This window comes from Hymenobacter sp. 15J16-1T3B (assembly GCF_020711235.1).
GTDB lineage: Bacteria > Bacteroidota > Bacteroidia > Cytophagales > Hymenobacteraceae > Solirubrum.
This window is the reverse complement of record NZ_JAJFAV010000006.1, coordinates 46,336-58,000: the sequence shown is the minus strand read 5'-3', so window position 1 is coordinate 58,000 and position 11,665 is coordinate 46,336. Positions and strand designations below refer to the sequence as shown.

Genomic DNA, 11,665 nt, shown 5'->3' with positions numbered 1-11,665 from the left:
GCCGCCCCCTATGAAACCTTCCCTTAGCGCCGCCCAGCACGAACGCCTCATGCGCCAGGCCCTGCGCGAGGCCGAGCTGGCCTACGCCGCCGGCGAAATTCCCATCGGGGCGGTGGTGGCCTTCAACGGCACCGGCCAGGTCATCGGGCGCGGGCACAACCAGACTGAGCAGCTGCGCGACGTGACGGCCCACGCCGAAATGCTTGCCCTGACGGCGGCGGCCAACTTCGTCGGCAACAAGTACCTGCACGACTGCACCCTGTACGTGACGGTGGAGCCCTGCGTGATGTGCGCCGGGGCCGCGGCCTGGGCCCAGGTGCCGCGGGTGGTCTACGGCACGCCCGAGCCCAAAGTGGGCTACTCCCGGCACGGGCAGCTGCTGCACCCGCGCTGCCAGGTCGTCACGGGCGTGCTGGCCGCTGAGTGCGCCGCCCTGATGCAGCGCTTCTTTGCCGAGCGGCGGAAATAGCTACTTTTGGCGCCGGCGTAGGACTATTTTGTAACCCACGCCCCGCCTTGGCGGTTAGCATACCGGCAACACATTGCGTGCCCGGCGGCCCGATGCCGGTCGGCCGGCGGGTTTTTCACCCATCTCATCACCCTTCCTCACCCCCTTCACACTATGGCCTTCGAACTGCCAGCCCTGCCTTACGCCTACGACGCCCTGGAGCCCCACATCGACGCCCGGACGATGGAAATCCACCACACCAAGCACCACCAGGCGTACGTCACCAACCTCAACAACGCTATTGCCGGCACCGACCTGGAAGGCAAGTCGCTGGAAGAAATTCTGCACAGCATCGCCGCCGCCCCGGCCGCCGTGCGCAACAACGGCGGTGGCCACTGGAACCACGACCTGTTCTGGAAAATCCTCTCGCCCAACGGCGGCGGGGAGCCCACCGGCCCCATTGCCGACGCCATCCAGACGACCTTCGGCGGCTACGACAAGTTCAAGGAGGAATTCACCAAGGCCGCTACCACCCGCTTCGGCTCGGGCTGGGCGTGGCTGTGCAAGATGTCGGACGGCAACCTGCAGATCTGCTCCACCCCCAACCAGGACAACCCGCTGATGCCCGACTCGGGCTGCAAGGGCACCCCGCTGCTGGGCCTCGACGTGTGGGAGCACGCCTACTACCTGAACTACCAGAACCGCCGCCCCGACTACATCCAGGCTTTCTATAACCTCATCAACTGGGACGAGGTGAACCGCCGCTTCTCGGAGACGTCGGCCGCCTAAGCATCGTCCGCTTCCCGACCCGAAAGCCCCGCACGGCCCCGTGCGGGGCTTTTTTGCGTCCTTGAAAGCCGTCCGCCGGAACCCTTTGCCACGGCGGATTTCTTGTATCTTTAGGGGCTGAACCCTACCCTTCCCACATTCCCCCGAACTTGCATGAGTACTAAGCTGCGCCTTACCATCCTGAGCTTCCTCCAGTTTTTTATCTGGGGCTCGTGGCTGATAACCATCGGTGCGTACTGGTTTCAGACCAAGCAGTGGTCGGGGGCGCAGTTCGGCGCCATCTTCTCCACCATGGGCATTGCGTCCATCTTCATGCCCTCGCTCATGGGCATCGTGGCCGATAAGTGGGTGAATGCCGAGAAGCTCTACGGCGCGCTGCACATCCTCGGCGGCATCGTGCTCTGCACCGTGCCCCTGGTGGCGGACCCGGGCATGATGTTCTGGGTGATGCTGCTGAACATGATTTTCTACATGCCCACCTTGGCCCTGAGCATTGCCGTGTCGTACTCGGTGCTCAAGCGCGAAGGCCTCGACGTGGTCAAGGATTACCCGCCCATCCGCGTGTGGGGCACCATCGGCTTCATCGTGGCCATGTGGACGGTGAGCTTGCTGGGCTTCGAGAAGTCGGCCAACCAGTTCTACGTGGCCGCCGGCGCCGCCATTCTGCTGGGCGTGTACTCGTTTACCCTGCCCAAGTGCCCGCCCACCGCGCGCGACACGCCGAGCCGCTCCCTGGTCGACGTGCTGGGCCTGAAGTCCTTCGCCCTGCTGCGCGACACGAAGATGCTCACCTTCTTCCTGTTTGCTCTGTTGCTCGGCGCCGCCCTGCAGCTCACCAACGCCTACGGCGACACCTTCCTGCACGACTTTGACAAGAACCCGGACTTCCAGGACACGCTGACGGTGAAGTACCCGGCCATCATCATGTCCATCTCGCAGATTTCCGAGACGCTGTTCATCTTGGCCATTCCCTTCTTCCTGCGCCGCTTCGGCATCAAGCAGGTGATGTTCTTCAGCATGATTGCCTGGGTGCTGCGCTTCGGCCTGTTCGCCTACGGCAACCCCGGCTCGGGCCTGTGGATGATCATCCTCTCCTGCATCGTCTACGGCATGGCCTTCGATTTCTTCAACATCTCCGGCTCCTTGTTCGTGGAAACGCAGACGGCCCCGTCCATCCGCGCCTCGGCCCAGGGCCTGTTCATGATGATGACCAACGGCTTCGGCGCGGTGCTCGGCTCCTCGGTGAGCGGCTTGGTCATCGAGCGGTACTTCACCGCCGCCGACGGCGTGACCAAGGACTGGCACGGCATCTGGCTGGCGTTTGCCGCCTACGCCCTGGTCATTGCCGTGCTCTTCGTGCTGCTGTTCCGCCACAAGCACACCCCGCAGGAAGTATCGCACGCCGAGCACACCGAGCCGCTGCTGTCGGTGGAGCAGGCCTAAGCCTCTGCCCAACCGCTTGCCACCGCGCCGCCGGTTGCCGCCCACGTGGACGGCGGCCGGCGGCGCGGCCGTTTTTTCTCTGTTTCTTTATAGCGTATGATGCCACCGGTACCCACCATTCCTACCGCCCTACCCGCCGCGCCGGACCTGTCGACCACCTTCGACAAGTCAAACTACTTCCTGCCGGTTACCTGGTTTTACCAAGCGTTCGGGGTGGTGCCGCGCAAGCTCATCTTTCAGCTCGCCAACCTCGACGCCCGCACCGCCGTGCTGGCCGCGCTGGCGGCTCGTTACGACCTAGAGCACGCCACCGCGGCGCATTCGGTGTACATCGAGAAGGTGGGCAAGGAGCCGGAGCTAAACCTCTGGGCCCTGCACCTAGCCCCGCACCTGCTCTTGCTCCTTACCGACCACGGCCCCTACGCCGAGCGCGGCGTGCAGGTGTTTTACTCGCCCGCCACCAACAAGGAGGAACTTGCCTTCGTGCGCGAGTTGCTGACCACCCACCTGGAAACCGGGCAGCAGGAGCGTCAGCGCATTCACGTGCTGCGCTTGGCCTACAACGACCTGGAGTTTACCCCGCTCGACATCAAAATTCCCGAGCTGGACCTCTCCACGCACTACAACGATGATTTGCTGCCCGCCCACGACACCATCGTGCGGCGCCTGCAGCAGCCCCAGGACAAGGGCATCGTCATCCTGCACGGCCCGCCCGGCACCGGCAAAACCAGCTACATCCGCCACCTCTGTGGCCTCACCGACAAGCCCAAGCTGTTCATTCCGCCCAACCTGGCGGCCCGCATTGCCGACCCGGAGTTCATCAACCTGCTCCACGACAACACCAACTCCATCCTCATCATCGAGGACGCCGAGGCCCTGCTCACCAAGCGCGACGCCGCCGGCAGCGGCCCCAGCGCCGTCAGCAACCTGCTCAACCTCTCCGACGGGCTGCTGGCGGACTGCTTCCACATCCAGATTGTGTGCACCTTCAACACGGACCTCTCGCGCATCGACAGTGCCCTGCTGCGCAAGGGGCGCCTGATTTCGGCCTACCACTTCCAGCCCCTGGCCGAAAGCAAAGCCGAGGCCCTGGCCTCCAGCCTCGGCCAGCACACCCTGCTGGGCGCACCCACTGCCCTGGCCGACATCTACAACCGCGAGGAGCAGGAATTCGAGGTCGGCAAGGCCCCGAAGCGCATCGGGTTTGGTGCCCGCGGTTAAGTCCGGCAGTATAAACCAAGTATATAACCAGTACAAAATCAGCACAACAAAAAAGCCGCTCTGCGCTAGGCAGAGCGGCTTTTTCGGCAATATAAGCGGCTTCGGGCTTAGAACTGCTCGTTGGCGCCGAAGAAGAAGTCACCCTCGATCTGGGCGTTTTCGTCGGAGTCGGAGCCGTGCACGGCGTTGGCTTCGATGCTCTTCGCGTACTTCTTGCGGATGGTGCCTTCGGCGGCTTGGGCCGGGTTGGTAGCACCGATCAGCGTGCGGAAGTCAGCCACGGCGTTGTCCTTCTCCAGGATGGCCGCCACGATGGGGCCCGACGACATGTACTTCACCAGGTCGCCGTAGAAGGGGCGCTCCTTGTGCACGGCGTAGAATTCGCCGGCGCGCTCGGGGGTGAGCAAGGTTTTCTTCAGCGCTACGATGCGGAAGCCACCGGCCTCGATCATGCTCAGGATGCCACCGATGTGGTTTTCCTGGGTCGCGTCGGGCTTAATCATCGTGAACGTGCGGTTCGTTGCCATGTCGGTCTGGGGTGTAGTTGAGGCCGGACGCCCGAGGTTGGGCAGTCGGCTTGACGGAGAATTGGTTTTGCGGCCGCAAAAATAGAAGTTTATGACCGATGCCTAGTCAATTCTCTTTTACTATCCTCAAATGACTATTTCCGCTTCCCGGCTGCTACGCTTGGCCTACTTACCGCTTGGGTGGCCAGGGTTGTTTGCGCTGTTTGTAGCTATCAAGCGGCTGCAGTACCCTTCGTACGTGGCCATGCTGCGCGAAGACCCGAAGGAGTTGGGCATGCAGGTTCCCCACGACTTTCTCTTCTTCTTGGCGGGATATTTCCTCTTTCTGCATCCCTTGATCTGGCTTTTGTGCACGGCGTTGCTGCGCTTTAACCAAGGCCGCTGGCCAACGCTCCGGGAGGTAGCACTGTTCGCGCTCTGCTACGCTGCTTTTTTGCTGTCCTCTCGCTGCATTCCGCAGCCGGTTAGTTACTGGTTCATGGACTGAAAAACAGCGCCGGCGCCAACGATGCTGCTTGCGCGCCGGCTCTGCTTGCGGCCTTTCGGCACCGATTCGAACCGAAAAGCCGCCGCCCGCTGTTGGGTCCGAGAACAAGTTTGGGAATTGTTCGCGAAATTTGCCCCCTTGCATCCCGGTAAGGGCCGCAAAGTCAGTCACCTATCAGCCGACAATGCACGACGTCACGGCGCTGAAAGAGCTTCTACGGGAGCCTCGGCGCATTTTCATCACCACCCACCACAAACCCGACGCCGATGCCCTGGGCTCGTCGCTGGGCCTGGCGGGCTATCTGCGCAAAAAGGGCCACCACGTGACGGTGGTTACCCCCTCCGACTACCCCGACTTTCTGAGCTGGATGCCCGGCAATGAGGACGTGGTGGTGTACGAGCCCGGCCGCAACGACCGGCGCATTCAGGACATCCTGCGCGACTCGGACGTGCTCTTCTGCCTGGATTTTTCGGCCCTGAGCCGCATCCACGAGCTGGGCGAGTACGTGCGCAACTCCCACGCCACGAAGGTGCTCGTCGACCACCACGAGCAGCCCGAGCCCTTCGCCGACATTGCGTTTTCCTTTCCGTCGGCGGCGGCCACGGCCGAGCTGGTGTTCGAAATCATCCGCGACTTGGGCGACCAGGCGCTGATTACGCCCGAAATCGGGGAGTGCCTTTACGCCGGCATCATGACGGACACGGGCTCGTTCCGCCACCCGAGCACCTCGCGCAACGTGCACATGATCATTGCCGAGCTGCTCGACGCGGGCATCAACCTCTCGGCGGTGCACCGGCGCATCTACGACTCGCACTCGGAGGAGCGCCTGCGCTTTTTGGGCTTCGTGCTCAAGGACAAGCTCACGGTGCTGCGCGAGTACAACACGGCCTACATTGCCATTACGGCCGACGAGCTGAAGCAGTACCACTCCAAAACCGGCGACACCGAGGGTTTGGTCAACTTTGCCCTGAGCATCGAGGGCATCGTGTTTGCTGCCATCCTCATCGACCGCGTCAACGCCGTGAAGATTTCCTTCCGCTCGGTGGGCGAGTTTTCGGTCAGCGAGTTTTCGCGCCGGCACTTCAACGGCGGCGGCCACCACAACGCGGCCGGCGGCATCAGCTACGAGCCGCTGGAGGCCACGGTGCAGCGTTTCCTGAGCTTGCTGCCCGAGTACCAGCCGCAGCTGGTCACGGCCCCGCTCACCGTTTGAGACATGAGTATGGAGACCTGAGAAGTGAGACGGACGATTCGAATTGTTCATCACACTTCTCAGGTCTCACGGTCTTACTTCTATCGTCTACCTTCACCCCGCATTTTCTCTCTTTTTCTCTTTCATGCTCCGCAACTCCCTTCTTCTGTGGCCGGCCGCGCTTGTAGCTGGCGCCATTGCGCTGAATGCCTGTAACCCGGCTGACGCCAAATTTGCCAAGACCAAGTCCGGCATCGAATACAAAGTGTTTGGCAAGGACGGCAAGGCCAAGGACATCAAGCCCGAAACCGCGGAGGCGGCCTACAAGAAGAACGTCGGCCAGATCATTGCCCTGCACGTGGAGTACCGCACCGCCAAGGACTCGGTGCTGTTCCAGTCGCGCAAGCAGCAGATGGGCTTCCCGGTGCGCGTGCCGCTGCAGGAAGTAGCCCGCAAGGGCGGCCTGGAAGAGGCTATTTCGCTGCTGCAGCCCGGCGACTCGGGCGTGTTCCGCTTCAACGCCGACTCGCTTTCCATCAAGACCACCGGCCAGCCCGCGCCGCCCCAGATCAAGAAGCACGGCAACACGATGACCCTGTTCGTGAAGGTCGATGCCATCCAGAACCAGGCCGACGCTATGGCCGCCCAGCAGAAGGCCATGCAGGACATGCAGGCCAAAATGAAGGCGCACGAGGACAAGCAGAAGCCCCTGGACGACAAAACCATTCAGGAGTACGTGCAGAAAAACAACCTGCAGACCCAGAAAACGGCTTCGGGCATTTACTACGTCATCACCCAGCCGGGCACGGGCCCCAAGCCCACCCCGGGCCAGATCGTGTCGGTGAACTACAGCGGCAAGCTGCTCAGCGGCAAGGAGTTTGACTCCTCGGCCAAGCAGGGCCGCCCGATTGAATTCCCCATCGGCGTGGGCCAGGTAATTCCGGGCTGGGACGAGGGCATTCCGCTGCTCAACAAAGGCTCCAAGGCCATCCTGCTAATTCCGTCGAGCCTCGCTTACGGCCAGCGCGGTGCCGGCGCCGACATTCCCGCCGACGCCGTACTGCGCTTCGACGTGGAGCTGGTGGACGTGAAGGCGGCTCCGCCCCAGCCGCCCATGGGCATGATGCCCGGCGGCGGCGCGCCCCAGGGTGCCCCGCAAGGTGCGCCGCAGGGCAAATAAGGTATTATCTTTGGTGTTGCTAAGCTGATGCAACCCGCCGACGGGCGGCCGACTCTTCAGGTAGCCGGCCGCCCGCCGTTTTTCTAAGCTCATTGCCATGCGTACGCTCACTTTCCTCTCCCCGGTCCGCTCCCTGCTGTGGGCCCTGCTGCCGCTGCTGCTCGTGCTGGCTGGCTGCAAAAACAACTCCGACGACGCCGCCAAGCAGTTGGCGCAGCTGGTGGAGCAGCACAAGGCCGAGGATGACGCCACCATCCAAAACTACCTGACCACCAACGGCATTTCCGCTGGCGGCTACGAGCGCCGCGACTCCGGCCTCTACATCATCTGGCAAACCCGCACCAACACCGGCGGCACGCCCGCGGCGGGCAACCAGGTGAAGGTGCGCTACATCGGCCGTTACCTGAGCAACGATTACCGCTTCGAGGCCTCCATCGACAACGGCTCGGCCTGCGGCTGCACCGCATTTGTCGTGGGCAGCGTCATCGAGGGCTGGAACGAAGTGCTGCAGCTCATGCACAAGGGCGACAAAGTGACCATCCTGGTGCCCTCGCACCTGGCCTACGGCGCCACCGGCAACGGCACCATCCTGCCGTTCACGCCGCTCAAGTTTGAGATGGAACTGGTGGATTTCACGGCACAATAAGGCCCCGAAGCCAGCTTCGCCTTGCTTGCTTTCAGACGCAGACCCCGCCCGGGTCTGCGTTTTTTTTGGCGCGTGAGCCCGCCCGGCCGCGTATCTTAGGGCTGATGGTACCAACGGTTTTTCTGCTGGCGGTGGCCGCCCACCTCGCGGCGCCCGCGCCCGCCGCCGACACCCTGCGCACGCCCAGCGGGGTGCAGTATGTGCTGCGCCAGCCCGGGCAGGGCGCGCCGGCCGGCCCCCGGGCCGTGGTGCGCGTGCACTACACCGGCTTTCTGCCCAACGGCAAGTTTTTCGAAACCTCGGCGACGGACCGCCGGCCGCTGCGGGTGCGCCTGGGACGCGGCGAAGTCATTCCGGGCTGGGACGAGCTGCTGCCGCTGCTGCCGCGGGGCGCCCGCGTGTGGACGCGCATTCCGGCGCGCCTGGCCTACGGCGCCGAAGGCCAGCGCGACCCCGACGACCCCACCCACTACCGCATCCCGCCCGACACGGACTTGGTGTTCGAGCTGGAAATCGTGCAGGTGAATTGATTGCCCCTGACAGGTGTTAGCAATCAGCGCGTTGGCCCGGTCGTGGGCACTGCGCTGGCCCGGCAACTTGAAAATGCCGGCCGCGCCGGTGTACCTTCGGATTTCCAATTTGCCCGCTTTTCCCTCCCCGCATGTTTATTGAACCCCGAGTCGGCAATGGCCGCGAGTTGCCCCGCCGGGGCTGGATTGAGGTGGTGGTCGGCTCGATGTTTTCGGGCAAAACCGAGGAGCTGATCCGGCGCCTGAACCGGGCCAAAATCGCCCGGCAGCGCGTGGAAATCTTCAAGCCCGCCCTCGACACGCGCTACCACGCCGAGGACGTGGTGTCGCACAACGCCACCAGCATCCGCTCTACGCCCATTGCCTTTCCCCAGGAAATGCTGCTGCCCGCCAGCAGCTGCGACGTGGTGGGCATCGACGAGGCGCAGTTCTTCGACAACTCCCTGGTGGAAGTGTGCAACCAGCTCGCCGACCACGGCGTGCGCGTCATCGTGGCTGGCCTCGACATGGACTACCAGGGCCGCCCCTTCGGCCCAATGCCGGCCTTGCTGGCCGTGGCCGAGTACGTGACCAAGGTGCACGCCGTGTGCGTGCGCTGCGGCGACATTGCCACCTATTCCTTCCGCAAAGTGCCCTCGGCCGAGCAGGTGCTGCTGGGCGAAACCGACTCCTACGAAGCCCGCTGCCGCCACTGTTTTCTGGAAGGCCAGCAGGAAAAAGCGCCGGCCGGTACCGCCGTGGCCCAGGCCGCCAAGCACTAATTGGGCGGGGGCAGCGTTATCGGCGTACGTCTACTTCGTGAATACATCTTTGTCCGTATGACTCAAGCGCTACGCACCGCGTTGCTGGCCGGCTTCGGCTTGCTGACGGCGGCTTCCTCGGTTCTGGCCCAACGCACCGCCGGCTACGGCGACTGGCAGCTGCACCTGCCCACCAACCGCGCCCGCGTGCTGGCCGACACCGGTCCGCGCATCTACGCCGCCGCCGAGGACGCCTTTTTCGTGTTCGACAAGGAAACCAGCAGCGTGCAGCGCCTCTCCCGCCGCGACGGGCTGAGCGACGTGGACGTGCGCGAGTTGGCGTACGACTCGCTCACCCAGCAGGTGGTGGTGGCCTACCGCAGCGGCCAAATCGACATCCTGAGCGCCAAGGGCCGCGTGGTAGCGTCGCTGTCCGACATCAAGCGCAAAACCCTGGCCGGCGCCAAACTCATCAACCGCGTGGACGTGGCCCGGCGCCTGGCCTACGTCAGCACCAACTTCGGCATCGTGGTGGTGGATTTGCAGCGCTTCGAGGTCAAGGACACTTACGCCAACTTCGGGCCGGGCGGCACGGTGCCGCAGGTGTACGCCACCGCCGTGCAGGGCGACACGCTCTACGCGGCCACCAGCGCCGGGCTGCTGCGCGGCAACCTGAACACCAACCTGCTCAACTACAACAACTGGCGCAGCGCGGCCGGCTTCGGCAGCCGCGCCGGCGACCCGTACCGCACGCTGGTCACCCACCGGGGCAAGGTCTTCGCGGGCATCAACGGCGACAACCTGTACCGGGCCGTAGGGGCGGGCTGGGTGAGCCTGAACTTCGCCTGGGGCCCGGAGCCGACGTGCTACGCGCTGCGCTCCTCCGCGGCCGGGCTGCTGGTCACGGAAAACAACCGCGTGAGCGTGCTCGATACGCGCACCAACCAGGTGCGCAACCGCCTCCAACCAACCAACTTGGTGGCCGGCCGCGACGCCATTCGCTCCCGCAGCGGCCCGGTCTACGTGGCGGATTTCGCCAACGGCCTGATCCGGGTGGACCTCAACGGGCAGAACGCGGCCAGCTTCGTGGCCAACGCCCCGGCCAGCAACCGCACCTTTGGCATCGTGACCGATCCGGCCAGCAAAACCGTGACGGTCTTTCCGGGCGGCTACGACGAAGGCTACGTGCAGACCGACATCCGCTTCGGCTTTTTCGTGTACGACGCCGACGGCCGCTGGACCAACTACAATTCCGAAAACTTCAGCGCGGCGGCTTTTCCGAACCTCAAGGACATGACCCGCGGCGTGCGCACGCCCGACGGCACCCTCTACGCCAGCAGCTACGGCGAAGGCCTGCTGGCGTGGAAAGGCCCGGGCCAGTGGCAGCAGTTTACCCAGGGCTCGGCGGGCTCGCCGCTGCTCAGTGCCATCCCGGCCAACCCCTCGTTTACCCGCCTGACCGACGTGGCCGCCGCGCCCAACGGCGACGTGTGGGTGGTCAACCGCCACCAGCTGCCGCAGCAGCCGGGCGTGTTCCGCTTCACACCCAGCTCCGGCCTGTGGCAGAGCGTGCCGTGGTTTGTCGGGGCCGAAAACCTGGAGCGCATTACCGTCGACGACCTGGGCCACCTCTGGCTGGGGCGGGCGCGCCGGGACCGGCCGGGCCTGGTGGCCTACAACCCAGAAACCAATGCGGTCCGCCCCTTTGGAGAAAGCGAGGGCTTGCCCAACGGCACCGTGTGGGACTTGGCCAAGGACCGGCGCGGCGCCATTTGGGTGACGACCAACAAAGGCGCCGCCGTGTACGACGACCCCAGCCTAGCGTTTGACGCCGGCGCGGCGGGCTTCCGCACCCCCATCGTGCGCCGGGGCGAGGGCACCGGCTTTCCCACGCTGTGGACGGAGGTGGTAAAATGCGTGGCCGTGGACGGGGCCAACCGCAAGTGGTTCGGCACCGACAAAGGGCTGTGGCTGTTCAACGAAGACGGCGACGAGGCCCTGCAGCACTTCACCACCGACAACAGCCCGCTGCCCTCCGACCGCATCGTGGACGTGGCCGTGGACGACCGCACCGGGGAGGTGTGGGTGGGCACCGAAGCGGGCCTGGTGAGCTACCGCGGCTCGGCCACCGTGACCGAGGGCGCCCCAAGCTGCGCCAAGGTGTTTCCGAACCCGGTGCGCCAGGATTTCAGCGGGCAGGTGGGCATTTCGGGCCTGGTCAACAACGCGCAGGTGAAAATCACCGACGTGACGGGCACACTGGTGTACCAGACGCGCGCCACCGGCGGCACCGTGGTCTGGAACCTAGCCGACTACAACGGCCGCCGCGTGCAGTCGGGCGTATACTTGGTGCTGACGGCCGACGCGGACGGCAAAAACGGCTGCGTTTCGAAAGTAGCCGTACTGACGAAGTAGCGGTGATTTAGCGGCTTCAGGGAGCCAGCGAAGTGACGCTTTTTCGC

At 64.3% G+C, this 11,665-nt stretch carries 12 protein-coding genes; 11 read left to right on the top strand and 1 reads right to left on the bottom strand.

Features of this window, described 5'->3' with window-relative positions; all coding sequences use genetic code 11:
- Positions 1–10 precede the first annotated feature (10 nt).
- The 4 genes from LJ737_RS11775 to LJ737_RS11760 all read left to right on the top strand — a co-directional run bounded on the left by LJ737_RS11775 (position 11) and on the right by LJ737_RS11760 (position 3,901).
- A complete protein-coding gene (locus tag LJ737_RS11775; RefSeq protein ID WP_227765879.1) occupies positions 11–469 on the top strand; it encodes a nucleoside deaminase in 459 nt (152 codons plus the stop codon).
- Between the two features lie 153 nt (positions 470–622).
- Positions 623–1,237: a superoxide dismutase gene (locus tag LJ737_RS11770; RefSeq protein WP_227765878.1), complete on the top strand. Its 615-nt coding sequence runs from the start codon at positions 623–625 to the stop codon at positions 1,235–1,237.
- Positions 1,238–1,390: 153 nt separating this feature from the next.
- The gene (locus LJ737_RS11765; protein ID WP_227765876.1) at positions 1,391–2,680 is read left to right on the top strand and encodes a nucleoside permease; all 1,290 of its coding nucleotides are present in this window, start codon (positions 1,391–1,393) and stop codon (positions 2,678–2,680) included.
- 96 nt (positions 2,681–2,776) lie between these two features.
- Complete coding sequence (locus LJ737_RS11760; protein WP_227765873.1) at positions 2,777–3,901, top strand: AAA family ATPase; 1,125 nt, start codon at positions 2,777–2,779, stop codon at positions 3,899–3,901.
- Between the two features lie 107 nt (positions 3,902–4,008).
- On the opposite strand, the gene LJ737_RS11755 is transcribed toward LJ737_RS11760, so the two are convergent.
- Positions 4,009–4,428, bottom strand: coding sequence for a nucleoside-diphosphate kinase (locus LJ737_RS11755; RefSeq protein ID WP_227765870.1), 420 nt, complete (start codon positions 4,426–4,428; stop codon positions 4,009–4,011).
- A gap of 130 nt (positions 4,429–4,558) precedes the next feature.
- Here LJ737_RS11755 and LJ737_RS11750 point away from each other — a divergent pair, with 130 nt between their 5' ends.
- The 7 genes from LJ737_RS11750 (at position 4,559) to porZ (ending at position 11,618) form a co-directional block, all read left to right on the top strand.
- The gene (locus tag LJ737_RS11750) at positions 4,559–4,915 is read left to right on the top strand and encodes a hypothetical protein (RefSeq protein ID WP_227765869.1); all 357 of its coding nucleotides are present in this window, start codon (positions 4,559–4,561) and stop codon (positions 4,913–4,915) included.
- Positions 4,916–5,099: 184 nt separating this feature from the next.
- Positions 5,100–6,128: a DHH family phosphoesterase gene (locus LJ737_RS11745; RefSeq protein WP_227765867.1), complete on the top strand. Its 1,029-nt coding sequence runs from the start codon at positions 5,100–5,102 to the stop codon at positions 6,126–6,128.
- Between the two features lie 124 nt (positions 6,129–6,252).
- On the top strand, positions 6,253–7,287 hold the full coding sequence (locus LJ737_RS11740) for an FKBP-type peptidyl-prolyl cis-trans isomerase (protein WP_227765865.1): 1,035 nt from the start codon (positions 6,253–6,255) through the stop codon (positions 7,285–7,287).
- Between the two features lie 97 nt (positions 7,288–7,384).
- Positions 7,385–7,933 (top strand): FKBP-type peptidyl-prolyl cis-trans isomerase, encoded by a 549-nt coding sequence (locus LJ737_RS11735; protein ID WP_227765863.1) that lies wholly within the window; start codon positions 7,385–7,387, stop codon positions 7,931–7,933.
- A gap of 104 nt (positions 7,934–8,037) precedes the next feature.
- Complete coding sequence (locus LJ737_RS11730; protein ID WP_227765861.1) at positions 8,038–8,463, top strand: FKBP-type peptidyl-prolyl cis-trans isomerase; 426 nt, start codon at positions 8,038–8,040, stop codon at positions 8,461–8,463.
- A gap of 131 nt (positions 8,464–8,594) precedes the next feature.
- Positions 8,595–9,224: a thymidine kinase gene (locus LJ737_RS11725; RefSeq protein ID WP_227765858.1), complete on the top strand. Its 630-nt coding sequence runs from the start codon at positions 8,595–8,597 to the stop codon at positions 9,222–9,224.
- Between the two features lie 57 nt (positions 9,225–9,281).
- A complete protein-coding gene (gene porZ, locus LJ737_RS11720) occupies positions 9,282–11,618 on the top strand; it encodes a type IX secretion system anionic LPS delivery protein PorZ (protein WP_227765856.1) in 2,337 nt (778 codons plus the stop codon).
- Positions 11,619–11,665 lie beyond the last annotated feature (47 nt).

What these genes read in the sequence shown, in the direction of transcription:
- LJ737_RS11775 (WP_227765879.1), top strand. Translation starts at nt 11, where the DNA reads ATGAAACCTTCCCTTAGCGCCGCCCAGCACGAACGCCTCATGCGCCAG.
- LJ737_RS11770 (WP_227765878.1), top strand. Translation starts at nt 623, where the DNA reads ATGGCCTTCGAACTGCCAGCCCTGCCTTACGCCTACGACGCCCTGGAG.
- LJ737_RS11765 (WP_227765876.1), top strand. Translation starts at nt 1,391, where the DNA reads ATGAGTACTAAGCTGCGCCTTACCATCCTGAGCTTCCTCCAGTTTTTT.
- LJ737_RS11760 (WP_227765873.1), top strand. Translation starts at nt 2,777, where the DNA reads ATGATGCCACCGGTACCCACCATTCCTACCGCCCTACCCGCCGCGCCG.
- LJ737_RS11755 (WP_227765870.1), bottom strand. Translation starts at nt 4,428, where the DNA reads ATGGCAACGAACCGCACGTTCACGATGATTAAGCCCGACGCGACCCAG.
- LJ737_RS11750 (WP_227765869.1), top strand. Translation starts at nt 4,559, where the DNA reads ATGACTATTTCCGCTTCCCGGCTGCTACGCTTGGCCTACTTACCGCTT.
- LJ737_RS11745 (WP_227765867.1), top strand. Translation starts at nt 5,100, where the DNA reads ATGCACGACGTCACGGCGCTGAAAGAGCTTCTACGGGAGCCTCGGCGC.
- LJ737_RS11740 (WP_227765865.1), top strand. Translation starts at nt 6,253, where the DNA reads ATGCTCCGCAACTCCCTTCTTCTGTGGCCGGCCGCGCTTGTAGCTGGC.
- LJ737_RS11735 (WP_227765863.1), top strand. Translation starts at nt 7,385, where the DNA reads ATGCGTACGCTCACTTTCCTCTCCCCGGTCCGCTCCCTGCTGTGGGCC.
- LJ737_RS11730 (WP_227765861.1), top strand. Translation starts at nt 8,038, where the DNA reads ATGGTACCAACGGTTTTTCTGCTGGCGGTGGCCGCCCACCTCGCGGCG.
- LJ737_RS11725 (WP_227765858.1), top strand. Translation starts at nt 8,595, where the DNA reads ATGTTTATTGAACCCCGAGTCGGCAATGGCCGCGAGTTGCCCCGCCGG.
- porZ (WP_227765856.1), top strand. Translation starts at nt 9,282, where the DNA reads ATGACTCAAGCGCTACGCACCGCGTTGCTGGCCGGCTTCGGCTTGCTG.